Below are 15976 nucleotides of genomic sequence, written 5' to 3' on the forward strand. Positions count from 1 at the left end.
TATGCCGGTCGCTGGCAGCCCGTCACTGCTTACTTGGCTGCATTCGCCTGACCTTTTCCGAGATTTGCCCTGGCCTGCAGGCCGACAAACAGCGGTTCGAGGATCGGCGCCACGAAGCGCGCACCGACTTCCGACAGGTGATTGTCATCGGTGTACAGCGAGTAACCACCGAGCTCGGCACGGCACAGGCCGCTTTCATCGCACAGCTTCGGCGCCGGATCGATGACTCGCACCGCCGGGTCTTTTGCCAGATCGGCGAACAGCTGACTGATGAACGCCTGGCGCTTGTGGTGTTCGGCGACATTCAGCCCGACGTCATCCACCGGGCGATCCAGCATCGCCAGCCGCGTCAGGCGGTACGGCGGACTGAACGCCTGCAACGGCACCTCTTTCACCAGCCAGACCCGATGCCCGCCTGCCCGCAACTGCGCCACCCGTGCACGAAGGCCTTCGGCCAGACGCTGCTCGGCGATGACCCGGTCGTAATGTCCGTCGGCTGCTTTCAATGCGTGATCCAGGCCACTTTTCGTGTCGCCATAGAGATACAGGCTCCAGCGCGCGACCAGCACCACATCGCTGACGTTCTGCGGCTTGAGTGCCTGTTCGACCCGCTGATTGAACCGTGCGCAGCGGGCGTCATGTTCAATTCCCGCCACCGGAACGCAACCGGCCGAACTGGCGAGGATTACGCTGACACCATGGGCTTTGGCGCCATCGTCGAATATCGGAATCAGCGCCGTGGCATGGCTGTCACCCCAGACCAGCGCACGTGACGGGCGGTCCTGCTGGCCGTAGCGGCAGAACAGTTTGTCATCCGGCGTCTTGTCGTCGGCCAGGCATGCCATCAGTTCCGGCCGCCATTCGCGGCCCTTGGCGTATTGCAGCGCCTGATCGGACAACCGCCACGGCAACCCATCAGTCCAGCGCAGGGTTTGCCCGGCCAGCCCGAGTACCAGCACACCGAAAGCGCCGGCCAGAAGAATCTGCCGACGCCCGGCCAACAAACGCCGCTCGCGAAACGGCGTCTCGACGAATTTCCACGACAGATAACCCAGCACCAGGGTCAGCAGGATCAGCCCGGCACTGTCGAAGGCGCTCGGTTCCTCGACGCTGGCGTAGCTGGAAAACACGAACACCGGCCAGTGCCACAGGTACCAGGAATAGGAAATCAGACCCAGGCCGACCATGACCCGGCTGCTCAAGAATTGACCCACCCAGGTCTGGCGATGACCGTTGGCCAGGATCAGCAGCACGACGCCAAGCACCGGCAGCAATGCGGCCGCACCGGGGAACGGCGTACGCTTGTCGAAACCGAACACCGCCAACAGAATCAGGCCCATGCCGAGCAGGCTCAACAGTTGTGCGGCCATCGGCTTGAGGCGCCAGGCATGCTTCGGCGCGATCGCCAGCATCGCACCGGCCAACAGCTCCCACGCGCGCATCGGCAACAGAAAGAAGGCTTTTTCCGGGTGATGATGGACCGCCCAGACACTCAACCCGAACGAAACGAGCAAGATGCCGAACAGCGCAAGCCGCCAGTGTTTCAAGCGGCTCGACATCAGGGTCAGCAACAGCGGAAAGACGATGTAGAACTGCTCCTCCACCGCCAGCGACCAGGTATGCAGCAGCGGTTTGAGGTCCGAGGCAACATCGAAATAGCCGTCCTGGCGCATGAACAGAATGTTCGAGACGAACATCACCTGATAGCGCACCGAACGCCCGAGTTCTTCGTAGTCCTTGGGCGCCAGCAGGAACCAGCCTAACGCCAGCACCGCGATGATCATCGCAAACAGCGCCGGCAGAATCCGCCGCGCTCGCCGCGACCAGAACTCGACGAAGCTGAACCTGCCCGCCTGGCGCTGGTTCCAGATGATCGAGGTGATGAGGTAACCGGAGATCACGAAAAACACGTCCACGCCGACAAAACCGCCGGTAATTCCGGGGACGCCAAAATGGAACAACACCACGGCAATTACAGCGACTGCGCGCAAGCCGTCGATATCCCTTCGATAAGCGAGTGTGCTCATAAATCCTTGATGCCAATCAGATGGTTATTTTTGTACAGCCTTGAATGCTGCTTCTTTGTTTTGCCAACTCAATGACCTTACCAGATCGCAAACCTCCCATCGTCCCGGACAAAAAACAGGCAAAAAAAATGGCGCCCCCTGAGGGACGCCATTTTCTGAATCAACCGACGATGTTACTTGCGCTTCATCGACAGGAAGAATTCGTCGTTGGTCTTGGTCGTTTTCAGCTTGTCGACCAGGAACTCGATGGCCGCCACTTCGTCCATCGGGTGCAGCAGTTTGCGCAGGATCCACATACGCTGCAGTTCGTCGTCGGCAGTCAACAGCTCTTCGCGACGGGTACCGGACTTGTTGATGTTGATGGCCGGGAACACACGCTTCTCGGCGATACGACGGTCCAGTGGCAGCTCCATGTTGCCGGTGCCCTTGAACTCTTCGTAGATCACTTCGTCCATCTTCGAGCCGGTTTCAACCAGCGCGGTGGCGATGATGGTCAGCGAGCCGCCTTCTTCGATGTTGCGCGCAGCGCCGAAGAAACGCTTCGGTTTCTCCAGGGCGTGGGCATCGACACCACCGGTCAGCACCTTGCCGGAGCTCGGGATCACGGTGTTGTAGGCACGGGCCAGACGGGTGATGGAGTCGAGCAGGATCACCACGTCCTTCTTGTGTTCGACCAGGCGCTTGGCCTTCTCGATCACCATTTCAGCCACTTGCACGTGACGGGTCGGCGGCTCGTCGAAGGTCGAGGCAACCACTTCGCCGCGCACGGTGCGCTGCATTTCGGTCACTTCTTCCGGACGTTCGTCGATCAACAGCACGATCAGGTGAACTTCAGGATTGTTACGGGCGATGTTCGCTGCGATGTTCTGCAGCATGATCGTTTTACCGGCTTTCGGCGGTGCAACGATCAGACCGCGCTGGCCTTTGCCGATCGGGGCGCACAGGTCGATCACACGACCGGTGAGGTCTTCGGTGGAACCGTTGCCGGCTTCCATCTTCATGCGCACGTTCGGGAACAGCGGGGTCAGGTTCTCGAAGAGAATCTTGTTCTTCGCGTTCTCAGGACGATCGAAGTTGATCGTGTCGACCTTGAGCAGGGCGAAATAACGCTCGCCTTCCTTCGGAGGGCGGATCTTGCCAACGATGGTGTCACCGGTGCGCAAGTTGAAACGGCGGATCTGGCTCGGCGAGACGTAGATGTCGTCAGGGCCGGCGAGATAGGAAGCGTCAGCGGAGCGCAGGAAGCCGAAGCCGTCCTGGAGAATCTCCAGCACGCCATCACCGGAGATTTCCTCACCGCTTTTAGCGTGCTTTTTCAGCAGGGAGAAAATCACGTCCTGCTTGCGCGAACGGGCCATATTTTCTATGCCCATCTGTTCGGCCAATTCGAGCAGTTCGGTAATCGGCTTTTGCTTGAGTTCAGTCAGATTCATATAGGAATGACGTAATCATTTATGGAGGGGGGAAATTAAGCTTTTGGCTTAATGAGGCCGCGCCGCGGAGAAGGCGACAGGATCGCGTACTTATTCGAAAAGGAGTGCGTCGGCGACGGCTAGCAGGGGGCAGTGGAGAAACCAGTGCGGGGCCGAATGTATCACCTGAGTTTCGGAGCGTCTAGCCCTGAATACGCAAAAAGCCCCGCAATTTGCGGGGCTTTTTGAGGACAATCTTTACCGCGACGCTTAGATGTTGGCGTCGAGGAAAGCAGCCAGTTGCGACTTCGACAGAGCGCCGACCTTGGTCGCTTCCACGTTGCCGTTCTTGAACAGCATCAGGGTCGGAATACCACGTACGCCGTGCTTGGCAGGGGTTTCCTGGTTTTCGTCGATGTTCAGTTTGGCAACGGTCAGCTTGCCTTTGTAAGTCTCTGCAATCTCGTCCAGAACCGGAGCGATCATTTTGCAAGGGCCGCACCATTCAGCCCAGTAGTCGACCAGGACAGCGCCTTCGGCCTTGAGTACGTCGGCTTCGAAGCTAGCGTCGCTAACGTGTTTGATCAGATCGCTGCTCATGGAATTCTCCAGGTTGTAAGCAAAAAAACGTGGCCCATCATAGCCGCCCTTCCCTTGTTCAGGAAGCCGCAGATGATTGAGTCTTGCTATGGCACTCGATGAGTTTGGGTATAGCTCAAGTCACGCGCTGGCGGGGGCGATGAAGGAAATTCCGGTACGCAGGGCCGCGTTGCGCACGTGCTCCTGCATGGCTTTCTGCGCGGCGGCGGAGGCGCGGCGGGCCAGGGCGCGGAGGATCTTGCGGTGTTCCTGCCAGGTTTCCATGGCCCGTTCCGCGCGGATGAACGGTAGTTTCTGGCTCTCCAGAAAGATGTCGGCGCTGGCGGTGAGGATGCTCAGCATCGCCTGATTGCCGCTGGCCAGCAGGATTCGCCGGTGGAATTCGAAATCCAGTTTCGCCGCTGCCTCGAAATCGCCGGCGCGCAGTTGCTCGCGCATGGCGGCGACGTTGTCTTCCAGTTCGTCCAGATCAAACGTGCTCAGCGTCACCGCCGCCAATCCGGCCGCGAACCCTTCCAGCGCGTAGCGCAACTGAAAGATCTCCAGCGGCGAAGCCTGGGCTGCAAAGGGCCAGGCCGGTGCGCCCTCGCCGCGCGGCAATTCCACCGGCGCCTGCACGAACACGCCCTTACCCGGCTGAATGCTGACCACCCCCAGCGCACTCAAGGACGACAACGCCTCACGCAATGACGCGCGACTGACACCCAGCTGAACCGCCAGATCCCGTTGCGAAGGCAGCGCATCGCCGGGGCCGAAGCCCTGCTCAGTAATCAGTTTGCGGATCGCTTGCAGCGCCACTTCGGGTACGGCGCGGGAGATCGAGTTCATGGTTTTCCAGACGGACCAGGCCAAGGTGCGGCCAGTTGTAAAGCTATTCGAGGCATCAGGCAAGTCGTGCCCCAGCGGGGTTCGACGGTGCGCATCGATGCGCTATCGCAGTGCGAAACCCGACCTGACTGTTCAGACCAGTAAGACCGAACAAACCCGCTAAACCCGTGGCTTTGCGGGGCTGAACCGTTGTCTTGGCACGGCCCATGCTCTGTCCGATCGCAGAATTCACTTCCCGCCGATCCGGAGATTGTCCATGACGAAGCGTTACAGCGCCCTCCTCGCCGCCCTGTTTGCCGGTCTGATGCTGAGCCAGGCCCCCGCCCATGCCGACGGTCTGGATGACGTGGTCAAACGCGGCACCTTGAAAGTCGCCGTGCCCCAGGACTTCCCGCCGTTTGGTTCGGTCGGCCCGGACATGAAGCCGCGCGGCCTCGATATCGACACCGCGAAACTGCTGGCCGAGCAGCTCAAGGTCAAACTCGAACTGACCCCGGTCAACAGCACCAACCGCATCCCGTTCCTCACCACCGGCAAGGTCGACCTGGTGATTTCCAGCCTCGGCAAGAACCCCGAGCGCGAGAAGGTCATCGATTTCTCCCGCGCCTATGCGCCGTTCTACCTCGCCGTATTCGGCCCGCCGGACGCAGCCGTCAGCACCCTCGACGACCTCAAGGGCAAGACCATCAGCGTCACCCGTGGCGCCATCGAAGACATCGAGCTGACCAAGGTCGCCCCCGAAGGCGTGACCATCAAACGCTTCGAAGACAACAACTCGACCATCGCCGCCTACCTCGCAGGCCAGGTCGACCTGATCGCCAGCGGCAACGTGGTGATGGTCGCGATCAGTGAAAAGAACCCGAAACGCGTCCCCGCGCTGAAAGTGAAGCTCAAGGACTCGCCGGTCTACGTCGGCGTGAACAAGAACGAGCCGGCGCTGCTGGGCAAGGTCAACGAGATCCTGGCCACCGCCAAGGCTGACGGCGCGCTGGAAAAGAACGCGCAGACCTGGCTCAAAGAGCCGCTGCCGGCCGACCTCTGACCGGCGACGCGGGAGACTTTCATGGCCTATCAGTTCGATTTCTTGCCGGTGGTGGAAAACACCGACCTGCTGCTGCGCGGGGCGCTGTTCACCCTTGAGCTGACGGCCATCGGCGCGCTGCTCGGGGTTGGCGTGGGCATCGTCGGGGCGCTGGTGCGGGCGTGGAACATCCGCCCGTTCTCGACGATCTTCGGCGTTTATGTGGAGTTGATCCGCAACACGCCATTCCTGGTGCAACTGTTCTTCATCTTCTTCGGCCTGCCGTCCCTCGGTGTACAGATTTCCGAGTGGCAAGCGGCGGTGCTGGCGATGGTGATCAACCTCGGCGCGTACTCGACCGAGATCATCCGCGCCGGCATCCAGGCGATTCCGCGCGGGCAGCTGGAAGCAGCGGCGGCATTGGCGATGAGCCGTTTCGAAGCGTTCCGCCACGTGGTACTGCTGCCTGCGCTGGGCAAGGTCTGGCCGGCGCTTAGCAGCCAGATCATCATCGTCATGCTCGGGTCGGCAGTGTGTTCGCAGATTGCCACCGAAGAGTTGAGCTTCGCCGCCAACTTCATTCAGTCACGCAACTTCCGCGCCTTTGAAACCTACGCCCTGACCACCCTCATTTATCTGTGCATGGCGCTGCTGATCCGTCAGCTGTTGAACTGGCTCGGCCGGCGTTACCTGTCGAAAAGCAGCGCAAGGAGCAGCCAATGAGCGACTTCACGTTCTGGGACATCCTGCGCAACCTGCTGACCGGCCTGCAATGGACGCTGGCGCTGTCGCTGGTAGCGTTCATCGGCGGCGGGATCGTCGGGTTGCTGATCCTGATCATGCGCATCTCGAAAAACCCGCTGCCCAGCAGCATCGCCCGCACCTGGATCGAACTGTTCCAGGGCACCCCATTGTTGATGCAGCTGTTTCTGGTGTTCTTCGGCGTGGCGCTGGCCGGGGTGGAGATTTCGCCGTGGATGGCGGCGGCGATTGCCCTGACGCTGTTCACCAGCGCCTATCTGGCGGAGATCTGGCGCGGTTGCGTCGAGGCGATTCCCAACGGTCAGTGGGAAGCTTCGTCGAGCCTGGCGCTGAATCCGCTGGAGCAACTGCGCTACGTGATCCTGCCGCAAGCGCTGCGCATTGCCGTGGCGCCGACCGTGGGCTTCTCGGTGCAAGTGGTCAAAGGCACCGCCGTGACCTCGATCATCGGCTTCACCGAACTGACCAAGACCGGCGGCATGCTCGCCAACGCCACCTTCGAACCGTTCATGGTCTACGGCCTCGTCGCCTTGGGCTACTTCCTGCTCTGCTACCCCCTGTCCCTCAGTGCGCGCTACCTGGAAAGGAGACTGCATGCCTCTGCTTAGAATTTCCGCCCTGCATAAATACTACGGCGATCACCACGTGCTCAAAGGCATCGACCTGAGCGTCGAGGAAGGCCAGGTGGTGGCGATTATCGGCCGCAGCGGCTCGGGCAAATCCACCCTGCTGCGCACCCTCAACGGCCTGGAGTCGATCAACGACGGCGTGATCGAAGTCGACGGCGAATACCTCGACGCCGCACGCGCCGATCTGCGCAGCCTGCGGCAGAAAGTCGGGATGGTGTTTCAGCAGTTCAACCTGTTTCCGCACCTGACCGTCGGCGAAAACGTGATGCTCGCGCCGCAAGTGGTGCAGAAAGTGCCCAAGGCCAAGGCGCAAGAGCTGGCGCGGCAGATGCTGGAGCGCGTCGGCCTGGGTGAAAAGTTCGATGCGTTCCCGGAACGCCTCTCGGGCGGCCAGCAACAGCGCGTGGCGATTGCCCGGGCGCTGGCAATGTCGCCGAAGGTGTTGCTGTGCGACGAGATCACCTCGGCGCTGGACCCGGAGCTGGTCAATGAAGTGCTCAGCGTGGTCCGCCAGCTCGCTAAAGAAGGCATGACGCTGATCATGGTCACCCACGAAATGCGCTTCGCCCGGGAGGTCGGGGACAAGCTGGTGTTCATGCATCAGGGCAAGGTGCACGAGGTGGGAGATCCGAAAGTGCTGTTTGCCGATCCGCAGACGCCGGAGCTGGCGAATTTCATTGGCACGGTTGAAGCGACTGCCTGAAACGGCCTGCTACCCGCTCGTTCCCACGTCGAGGCGTCGAACCGTCCGCGTGGGAATGCAGCCCGGGACGCTCCGCGTCCCAAAAGCGGACGCAGAGCGTCCATTGAGGCATTCCCACGCAGAGCGTGGGAACGATCAGCGTCGTTGAGTGCGCAACGGTCCCTGGCTTTTATGCGCAGGATCAAGGGTTTGAACCATGCGCGTTGGCGGCAGCGTTTGATCGTGGCACGATGTCGGGGTTATCGACCGAGACCCCCTGACCATGCCGCAATCCCAAGCCAAGAATCTGTCCCTGATCGCCGCGATCGACCTGGGCTCCAACAGCTTCCATATGGTCGTGGCCAAGGCCCAGAACGGCGAAATCCGTATTCTCGAACGGCTCGGTGAAAAGGTTCAGCTGGCCGCCGGCATCGACGATGAGCGCCAGCTCAACGAAGAATCCATGCAGCGCGGGCTCGACTGCCTCAAGCGCTTTGCCCAACTGATCAACGGCATGCCGCTGGGCGCCGTGCGGATCGTCGGCACCAACGCCCTGCGCGAGGCGCGCAACCGTGGCGAATTCATCCGCCGCGCCGAAGAAATCCTCGGCCATCCGGTGGAAGTCATCTCCGGCCGTGAAGAGGCCCGCCTGATCTACCTTGGCGTGTCCCACACCCTCGCCGACACTCCGGGCAAACGTCTGGTCGCCGACATCGGCGGCGGCAGTACCGAATTCATCATCGGCCAGCGTTTCGAACCGCTGCTGCGCGAAAGCCTGCAAATGGGCTGCGTGAGTTTCACCCAGCGCTATTTCAAGGACGGCAAGATCACCCCGGCCCGCTACGCCCAGGCGTACACGGCGGCGCGGCTGGAAATCATGAGTATCGAACACGCCCTGCACCGCCTGACCTGGGATGAAGCCATCGGCTCCTCGGGCACCATCCGCGCCATCGGCCTGGCGCTGAAGGCCGGCGGCCACGGCACCGGCGAAGTGAATGCCGAAGGTCTGGCGTGGCTCAAGCGCCGCCTGTTCAAGCTGGGCGATGTCGACAAGATCGATTTCGAAGGCATCAAGCCGGATCGCCGGGCGATCTTCCCGGCAGGTCTAGCGATTCTCGAAGCGATCTTCGACGCCCTCGAACTGCAACGCATGGATCACTGCGAAGGCGCGCTGCGTGAAGGCGTGCTCTACGACCTGCTCGGCCGCCATCACCACGAAGACGTGCGCGAACGCACCCTGACCTCGCTGATGGAGCGCTACCACGTCGATCTGGAACAGGCCGCACGGGTCGAGCGCAAAGCCTTGCACGCGTTTGATCAAGTGGCCGTGGACTGGGAGCTGGACGACGGCATCTGGCGCGAACTGCTGGGCTGGGCGGCGAAAGTGCACGAAGTCGGGCTCGACATCGCTCACTATCACTACCACAAGCACGGCGCTTACCTGATCGAGCACTCGGACCTCGCCGGCTTCTCCCGCGAAGACCAGCAAATGCTCGCCCTGCTGGTGCGCGGCCACCGCCGCAACATCCCCAAAGACAAGTTCGCCGAGTTCGGCGACGACGGCGACAAGCTGATCCGCCTGTGCGTGCTGTTGCGCTTTGCCATCCTGTTCCACCACATCCGTGGCACCCAGGCGATGCCGCAAGTGGCACTGCATGCCAACGGCAGCAACCTCGACGTGGAATTCCCGGAGAACTGGCTGGATGAAAACCAGCTGACCCAGGCGGATTTCGGGCTTGAGGCCGAGTGGCTGACGCGGGTGGGGATTGTTCTGACCGTGCATTGAGTAACGGGCAGGCACAAAAAAGGCGATCCGGATGGATCGCCTTTTTTATGGCTTTAAAACCTGCGGTCAGCTGCTGACCGGCAAAATCGGGCTACCCAACCGCTCCAGCAACGTCGCCTGCGCACTGCGCGGGTTCTGGTTGCCGGTCGGCGTGTTGCGGATGTAGCGGCCGTCCGATTGCAGGCTCCAGCTGTGGGTGTTGTCGGTCAGGTACAGCTCCAGCTCTTTCTTGACCCGGGTCAGCAGCTTCTTGCCTTCCACCGGGAAGCAAGTCTCGACGCGCTTGTCGAGGTTGCGCTCCATCCAGTCGGCGCTGGACAGGAACATCTGCTCCTCGCCACCGTTGAGGAAGTAGAACACTCGGGTGTGTTCAAGGAAGCGACCGATGATCGAGCGCACGTGGATGTTGTGCGAAACCCCGGCGATGCCCGGACGCAGGCAGCACATGCCGCGCACCACCAGATCGATGCGCACGCCGGACTGGCTGGCCTTGTACAGCGCGCGGATGATCTTCGGATCGGTCAGCGAGTTGAACTTGGCGATGATGTGCGCCGGCTTGCCGTCGAGCGCGAATTGCGTCTCGCGCAGGATCATGTCGAGCATGCCCTTCTTCAGGGTGAACGGCGCATGCAGCAGCTTCTTCATGCGCAACGTTTTACCCATGCCGATCAACTGGCTGAACAGTTTGCCGACGTCTTCGCACAAGGCGTCGTCGGAGGTCAGCAGGCTGTAGTCGGTGTACAGACGGGCGTTGCCGGCGTGGTAGTTACCGGTGCCGAGGTGCGCGTAACGCACGATCTCGCCGGCCTCGCGACGCAGGATCAGCATCATCTTGGCGTGGGTCTTGAAGCCGACCACGCCATAGATCACCACCGCACCCGCCGCTTGCAGACGGCTGGCCAGTTGCAGGTTGGACTCTTCGTCGAAGCGCGCACGCAGCTCGATGACCGCCGTCACTTCCTTGCCGTTACGCGCGGCGTCTACCAGCGCATCGACGATTTCCGAGTTGGCGCCGGAGCGGTACAGGGTCTGGCGCACGGCCAGAACGTGCGGATCCTTGGCGGCCTGGCGCAGCAGGTCGACCACCGGGGTGAACGACTCGAACGGGTGCAGCAGCAGGATGTCCTGCTTGCTGATCACGCTGAAAATGTTCTCGCTGTTCTGCAGCAGTTTCGGGATCTGCGGCGTGAACGGCGTGTATTGCAGCTCCGGATGGCTGTCCAGGCCGGTAATGCTGAACAGACGCGTCAGGTTCACCGGACCGTTGACCTGATACAGCTCGGTCTCGCTCAGGTTGAACTGCTTGAGCAGGTAGTCCGACAGGTGTTTCGGGCAGGTGTCGGCGACTTCCAGGCGCACGGCGTCACCGTAACGACGGGAGAACAGCTCGCCACGCAGGGCGCGGGCCAGGTCTTCGACGTCTTCGGAATCGAGCGCGAGGTCGGCGTTTCGGGTCAGACGGAACTGGTAGCAGCCTTTTACCTTCATGCCCTGGAACAGGTCATCGGCGTGGGCGTGGATCATCGACGACAGGAACACATAGTTGTCGCCAGGGCCGCCGACTTCTTCCGGCACCTTGATGATCCGTGGCAACAGGCGCGGTGCCGGGATGATTGCCAGACCGGAGTCGCGACCGAAGGCGTCGATGCCTTCGAGCTCGACGATGAAGTTCAGGCTCTTGTTCACCAGCAACGGGAACGGGTGCGTCGGGTCGAGGCCGATCGGGGTGATGATCGGCGCGATCTCGTCGCGGAAATAACGGCGCACCCAGGTCTTGAGCTTGGTCGTCCAGTTGCGACGACGGATGAAGCGCACCTGATGCTTTTCCAGCTCCGGCAGCAGGATGTCGTTGAGGATCGCGTACTGGCGGTCGACATGACCGTGCACCAGCTCGCTGATGCGGGCCAGGGCCTGATGCGGTTGCAGGCCATCAGCACCGGCCTGTTCACGGGCGAAGGTGATTTGTTTCTTGAGGCCGGCGACGCGGATTTCGAAGAATTCGTCGAGGTTGCTGGAGAAGATCAGCAGGAACTTCAGCCGCTCCAGCAACGGGTAGGACTCGTCCAGCGCCTGTTCCAGCACGCGGATGTTGAACTGCAGTTGCGACAACTCACGGTGGATGTACAGGCTGCTGTCATCCAGGCCGGGAATCGCGATCGCCGGAACCGCCGCGGCAGGCTCGGTTGCCGGCGCGGGTGGCGCTGGCTCCAGTTCCGGCGGGGTTTCGGTAATCTGCTCGACCACGGGTTGAGCTTCTTTTACGGCAACTTCAGTGAGTCCTTCGGTATTCATCGAATGTTCCTGGGAGGGCTATTTCTGCTCTCGTAACAATTGAGCGGCACGGACAGCAAAGTAAGTCAGGATGCCATCGGCGCCGGCACGTTTAAAGGCGGTCAGGGATTCGAGGATCACGCCTTCGCTCAACCAGCCATTCTGGATCGCCGCCATGTGCATGGCGTATTCGCCGCTAACTTGATAGACGAAGGTCGGCACTTTGAAGGCATCTTTTACCCGGAACAAAATGTCCAGGTACGGCATGCCGGGTTTGACCATGACCATGTCCGCGCCTTCAGACAAGTCCGCGCCCACTTCGTGCAGCGCTTCGTCGCTGTTGGCCGGGTCCATCTGATAGGAGGCCTTGTTCGCCTTGCCCAGGTTCGCGGCCGAACCCACGGCATCGCGGAACGGGCCGTAATAGGCGCTCGCGTACTTGGCCGAGTAGGCCATGATCCGCACGTTGACGTGACCGGCCAGCTCCAACGCTTCGCGGATCGCCTGAATGCGGCCGTCCATCATGTCCGACGGGGCAACCACCTGGGCGCCGGCAGCGGCGTGAGACAACGCCTGTTTGACCAGTGCATCGACAGTGATGTCGTTCTGCACATAGCCTTCTTCATCGAGAATGCCGTCCTGACCGTGGGTGGTGAACGGGTCGAGGGCGACGTCGGTGATCACGCCCAGCTCGGGGAATCGGTCACGCAGGGCACGGGTGGCGCGCTGGGCGATACCTTCGGGATTCCAGGCTTCGGCGGCATCGAGGGATTTGAGTTCGGGCGGGGTAACCGGGAACAGCGCCAGCGCCGGGATTCCCAGTTCGACCCATTTGGCGGCTTCTTCAAGCAGCAGGTCGATGGTCAGGCGCTCGACACCCGGCATCGAGGCCACGGCTTCGCGACGGTTTTCACCGTCGAGCACGAACACCGGCAGGATCAGGTCATCGACCGTCAACACATTCTCACGCACCAGCCTCCGTGAAAAATCATCACGGCGATTGCGACGCAGGCGGGTGGCAGGGAAAAGACGGTTGGCTGGGGTAAAGCTCACGGCAGACTCCTGAGCCCGCGCAAACGGGCGAGCGTGACAGTTATAGATGGCCATTATGACCAACGTATTACAGTTATGTGCACCCCTGCGACAGGTAGTCGCTTTCCATTGTCCGTGTAGGAAATGTTCACGTCGAGACACATTTCGACACTTTCCTGAATGTGTCCGAAGGGTTAGGCTGCGCGTTCATTTCGCCAGCACCCAGACAATGCTCCAACAATTTCTGCATGACTTCGGCTACTTTGCCCTGTTTCTCGGCACGTTTTTCGAAGGCGAAACCATCCTGGTGCTCGCGGGCTTCCTCGCGTTCCGTGAATACATGGACATCAAACTGGTGGTGGTCGTGGCGTTCTTCGGCAGCTATGCCGGCGATCAGCTGTGGTACTTCCTGGGCCGCAAGCACGGGCGCAAGTTGCTGGCGCGCAAACCGCGCTGGCAGATGATGGGCGACCGCGCGCTGGAACACATCCGCAAGCACCCGGACATCTGGGTCCTGAGCTTCCGCTTTGTGTACGGCCTGCGCACGGTGATGCCGGTGGCGATCGGCCTGTCGGGCTATCCGCCGGGACGTTATCTGCTGCTGAACGGCATCGGCGCTGCGATCTGGGCCACCGCCCTGGCCGCTGCCGCCTACCATTTCGGCGCCGTGCTCGAAGGCATGCTCGGCAGCATCAAGAAGTATGAATTGTGGGTACTGGGCGCGTTGCTGGTGCTTGGCCTGGGCCTGTGGCTGCGCCGCCGGTTCAAGAATGCCCGGCTGGCGAAAAAGGTCTACGAGGAAGAGCAGGCCGAGCAACTGGCCAAGGCCGAACGGCACAAAGCCGAAATGGCCAAGGCCGCCGACCCTAAGACGCCAGCCGAGTAAGTCTCTGGCGGCAGCAATACAGCCCGATGCCGCTGAGCAGGCTGTAACTGAGCAGGCCGACCCACATCCCCGGGCTGGCCGACCAGAGTCCGACCAGCGGCGCCAGCCACACCAGCGGCAGGTTCGATGCCAGCCGCAGCACTTCCAGCCTGCCCGCCCACGGGCGATTCTCCAGGGCCACGCCCAACACGAACAAACCGAACGCCATCGCGCCCCAGCCGAGCAGCAATGCGCCGGTGGGCAGACTGCGTTCCAGATTCAGCAGATAACTGCCAAGCGCCACATAAACGCCGAACTGCAAACCCACGTACCACTGCTGACGACTGTCCAGCGGCACTTCGAATTTGCGGAACTGACTCAGGTCCGGCTTGCTCATCGGGTACTTCGCCGCGACGTCTGCCGGACGCCAGCCGGTGCGCATGAACCAGATCCGGATCTTGTCCCACGTGCGCTCGGCCCGGCGCGCGTCATCCCATAGCTGCGCGTAAAACTGCAGGTTGGCCCACAACGGATTCCAGCTCGCCAGCGGCGTGGTCACGCCGAAAATCACCGGCTCGTTGTCGTCCTCTTCCTGAAACGAGCCGAACAGACGGTCCCAAATAATGAACACCCCGCCGTAGTTGCGATCCATGTAGAGAGCGTTCTGTGCATGGTGAGCCCGATGATTGGACGGCGTGACGAAGCACCACTCGAACCAGCCGAGCTTGGGAATGTGCCGGGTATGGACCCAGAACTGATACAGCAGATTCAGCGCCGCGACACTGACGAACACCAGCAGCGGCACCCCGAGCACGGCCATCGGCAGGTAGAAAATCCAGCCCAGCAGAAACCCGGTGCTGGTCTGGCGCAAGGCCGTGGAAAGGTTGTAGTCCTCGCTCTGGTGATGCACCGAATGCGCGGCCCAGAGGATGTTGCGTTCATGACCCATGCGATGCAGCCAGTAATAGCAGAAGTCATAGAGGACAAAGGCAAACACCCAGACCCAGACGCTGTCCGCCGGCAACCTGACCAGCGCCAGGTGCTCAAGGGCAAACGCGTAGGTCACCAGGCCCACACCCTTGGTCAACAGGCCGGTGGTGGTCGACAACACCCCGGTGCTGATGCTGTTCACCGCATCGGCTAGGCGATAGTTGCTCACCCCGCGCCAGCGGTCGGCGATGAGCTCAGCCGCAATCAATACGAAGAAAAAAGGCACCGCATACAGAATGAAGTTCATGACGCGCCCTGATCGAGATCCGTGTGCACAGATCCTAGGTGTAGCCGGGGCTAGACCCTATGGCAACGAACGACAAATTAGTGGACATTTAACGCCATGAATCTGGAGAGAAACCCATGAGCAAAAAAGTTGCAGTGATCCTGTCCGGTTGCGGCGTGTACGACGGCGCCGAGATCCACGAGAGCGTCATCACTCTGCTGCGCCTCGACCAGCGCGGCGCTCAGGTGCAGTGCTTCGCCCCGAACATTGCGCAATTGCATGTGATCAACCACCTGAACGGTGAAGAAATGCCCGAATCGCGCAACGTGCTGGTGGAGTCGGCACGTATCGCCCGGGGCGACGTCAAGGATCTGCGTGAGGCCGATGTCGAGGACTTCGACGCGCTGATCGTGCCCGGCGGTTTCGGTGCGGCGAAGAACCTGTCGAACTTCGCCATCGAAGGCGCCGGCTGCACCGTACAGCCGGAAGTGCTGGCGCTGGCCGAAGCCTTTGCCGAAGCGGGCAAACCTGTTGGCCTGATCTGCATCTCGCCGGCGCTGGCCGCGAAGATCTACGGCCCGGGCGTGACCTGCACCATCGGCAACGATACCGACACGGCCGCCGCCATGAACAAGATGGGCGCCACCCACGAAGACTGCGCGGTGACCGACATCATCGAAGACAAGGCACGCAAACTGGTGACCACCCCGGCCTACATGCTGGCGCAGACGATCAGCGAGGCGGCTTCGGGGATCAACAAGCTGGTGGATCGGGTGTTGGAACTGACCCACGAAAACGACGCCTGACCGGCGATAGCGATCGTTCCCACGCTCCGCGTGGGAATG

General features: G+C 61.4%; 14 protein-coding genes. 7 read left to right on the forward strand and 7 right to left on the reverse strand.

Features of this window, described 5'->3' with window-relative positions; genetic code table 11:
• Positions 1 to 29: 29 nt before the first annotated feature.
• The 4 genes from ABTV87_RS28285 to ABTV87_RS28300 all read right to left on the reverse strand — a co-directional run bounded on the left by ABTV87_RS28285 (position 30) and on the right by ABTV87_RS28300 (position 4867).
• Positions 30 to 2027 (reverse strand): acyltransferase family protein, encoded by a 1998-nt coding sequence (locus tag ABTV87_RS28285; protein WP_433898706.1) that lies wholly within the window; start codon positions 2025 to 2027, stop codon positions 30 to 32.
• Positions 2028 to 2200: 173 nt separating this feature from the next.
• The gene (gene rho / locus ABTV87_RS28290) at positions 2201 to 3460 is read right to left on the reverse strand and encodes a transcription termination factor Rho (protein WP_007951825.1); all 1260 of its coding nucleotides are present in this window, start codon (positions 3458 to 3460) and stop codon (positions 2201 to 2203) included.
• A gap of 249 nt (positions 3461 to 3709) precedes the next feature.
• Positions 3710 to 4039 (reverse strand): thioredoxin TrxA, encoded by a 330-nt coding sequence (gene trxA, locus ABTV87_RS28295; RefSeq protein ID WP_003206727.1) that lies wholly within the window; start codon positions 4037 to 4039, stop codon positions 3710 to 3712.
• 120 nt (positions 4040 to 4159) lie between these two features.
• Positions 4160 to 4867, reverse strand: coding sequence for a FadR/GntR family transcriptional regulator (locus ABTV87_RS28300; protein WP_007951828.1), 708 nt, complete (start codon positions 4865 to 4867; stop codon positions 4160 to 4162).
• 256 nt (positions 4868 to 5123) lie between these two features.
• Here ABTV87_RS28300 and ABTV87_RS28305 point away from each other — a divergent pair, with 256 nt between their 5' ends.
• The 5 genes from ABTV87_RS28305 (at position 5124) to ppx (ending at position 9747) form a co-directional block, all read left to right on the forward strand.
• On the forward strand, positions 5124 to 5909 hold the full coding sequence (locus ABTV87_RS28305; RefSeq protein WP_085689913.1) for a transporter substrate-binding domain-containing protein: 786 nt from the start codon (positions 5124 to 5126) through the stop codon (positions 5907 to 5909).
• A 21-nt stretch (positions 5910 to 5930) separates the two neighbouring features.
• Positions 5931 to 6611, forward strand: a complete 681-nt coding sequence (locus ABTV87_RS28310) for an amino acid ABC transporter permease (RefSeq protein ID WP_085606035.1) — start codon at positions 5931 to 5933, stop codon at positions 6609 to 6611.
• Positions 6608 to 7258: an amino acid ABC transporter permease gene (locus tag ABTV87_RS28315; RefSeq protein ID WP_007951832.1), complete on the forward strand. Its 651-nt coding sequence runs from the start codon at positions 6608 to 6610 to the stop codon at positions 7256 to 7258. Before ABTV87_RS28310 ends, ABTV87_RS28315 begins: the two co-directional genes overlap by 4 nt.
• Positions 7245 to 7982 (forward strand): amino acid ABC transporter ATP-binding protein, encoded by a 738-nt coding sequence (locus ABTV87_RS28320; RefSeq protein WP_064600296.1) that lies wholly within the window; start codon positions 7245 to 7247, stop codon positions 7980 to 7982. The genes ABTV87_RS28315 and ABTV87_RS28320 overlap by 14 nt, the downstream gene beginning before the upstream one ends.
• A gap of 262 nt (positions 7983 to 8244) precedes the next feature.
• A complete protein-coding gene (gene ppx / locus ABTV87_RS28325; protein ID WP_085606039.1) occupies positions 8245 to 9747 on the forward strand; it encodes an exopolyphosphatase in 1503 nt (500 codons plus the stop codon).
• Between the two features lie 66 nt (positions 9748 to 9813).
• Here the strand turns inward: ppx and ppk1 are convergent, their stop codons facing one another.
• Both ppk1 and hemB read right to left on the reverse strand, forming a co-directional pair.
• Entirely contained in the window at positions 9814 to 12039 is a 2226-nt protein-coding gene (gene ppk1, locus ABTV87_RS28330) for a polyphosphate kinase 1 (protein WP_007951835.1), read from the reverse strand.
• Between the two features lie 18 nt (positions 12040 to 12057).
• A complete protein-coding gene (hemB, locus tag ABTV87_RS28335) occupies positions 12058 to 13071 on the reverse strand; it encodes a porphobilinogen synthase (protein WP_007951836.1) in 1014 nt (337 codons plus the stop codon).
• A gap of 208 nt (positions 13072 to 13279) precedes the next feature.
• Here hemB and ABTV87_RS28340 point away from each other — a divergent pair, with 208 nt between their 5' ends.
• Positions 13280 to 13936 (forward strand): DedA family protein, encoded by a 657-nt coding sequence (locus ABTV87_RS28340; RefSeq protein WP_085606041.1) that lies wholly within the window; start codon positions 13280 to 13282, stop codon positions 13934 to 13936.
• Here ABTV87_RS28340 and ABTV87_RS28345 read toward each other — a convergent pair.
• The gene (locus ABTV87_RS28345; protein ID WP_375744417.1) at positions 13917 to 15152 is read right to left on the reverse strand and encodes a sterol desaturase family protein; all 1236 of its coding nucleotides are present in this window, start codon (positions 15150 to 15152) and stop codon (positions 13917 to 13919) included. The two genes, ABTV87_RS28340 and ABTV87_RS28345, sit on opposite strands and share 20 nt — an antisense overlap.
• Positions 15153 to 15268: 116 nt before the next feature.
• Here ABTV87_RS28345 and elbB point away from each other — a divergent pair, with 116 nt between their 5' ends.
• Positions 15269 to 15937: an isoprenoid biosynthesis glyoxalase ElbB gene (gene elbB, locus ABTV87_RS28350; RefSeq protein WP_258712585.1), complete on the forward strand. Its 669-nt coding sequence runs from the start codon at positions 15269 to 15271 to the stop codon at positions 15935 to 15937.
• Positions 15938 to 15976 lie beyond the last annotated feature (39 nt).

Source organism: Pseudomonas sp. PSE1(2024), assembly GCF_050990555.1.
In the GTDB taxonomy this organism is placed as follows: Bacteria; Pseudomonadota; Gammaproteobacteria; order Pseudomonadales; family Pseudomonadaceae; genus Aquipseudomonas; species Aquipseudomonas aphyarum.

Bases quoted from the DNA above. Each gene is read 5' to 3' on its own strand.
- ABTV87_RS28285 (WP_433898706.1), bottom strand. From the start codon at position 2,027: ATGAGCACACTCGCTTATCGAAGGGATATCGACGGCTTGCGCGCAGTC.
- rho (WP_007951825.1), bottom strand. From the start codon at position 3,460: ATGAATCTGACTGAACTCAAGCAAAAGCCGATTACCGAACTGCTCGAA.
- trxA (WP_003206727.1), bottom strand. From the start codon at position 4,039: ATGAGCAGCGATCTGATCAAACACGTTAGCGACGCTAGCTTCGAAGCC.
- ABTV87_RS28300 (WP_007951828.1), bottom strand. From the start codon at position 4,867: ATGAACTCGATCTCCCGCGCCGTACCCGAAGTGGCGCTGCAAGCGATC.
- ABTV87_RS28305 (WP_085689913.1), top strand. From the start codon at position 5,124: ATGACGAAGCGTTACAGCGCCCTCCTCGCCGCCCTGTTTGCCGGTCTG.
- ABTV87_RS28310 (WP_085606035.1), top strand. From the start codon at position 5,931: ATGGCCTATCAGTTCGATTTCTTGCCGGTGGTGGAAAACACCGACCTG.
- ABTV87_RS28315 (WP_007951832.1), top strand. From the start codon at position 6,608: ATGAGCGACTTCACGTTCTGGGACATCCTGCGCAACCTGCTGACCGGC.
- ABTV87_RS28320 (WP_064600296.1), top strand. From the start codon at position 7,245: ATGCCTCTGCTTAGAATTTCCGCCCTGCATAAATACTACGGCGATCAC.
- ppx (WP_085606039.1), top strand. From the start codon at position 8,245: ATGCCGCAATCCCAAGCCAAGAATCTGTCCCTGATCGCCGCGATCGAC.
- ppk1 (WP_007951835.1), bottom strand. From the start codon at position 12,039: ATGAATACCGAAGGACTCACTGAAGTTGCCGTAAAAGAAGCTCAACCC.
- ABTV87_RS28340 (WP_085606041.1), top strand. From the start codon at position 13,280: ATGCTCCAACAATTTCTGCATGACTTCGGCTACTTTGCCCTGTTTCTC.
- ABTV87_RS28345 (WP_375744417.1), bottom strand. From the start codon at position 15,152: ATGAACTTCATTCTGTATGCGGTGCCTTTTTTCTTCGTATTGATTGCG.
- elbB (WP_258712585.1), top strand. From the start codon at position 15,269: ATGAGCAAAAAAGTTGCAGTGATCCTGTCCGGTTGCGGCGTGTACGAC.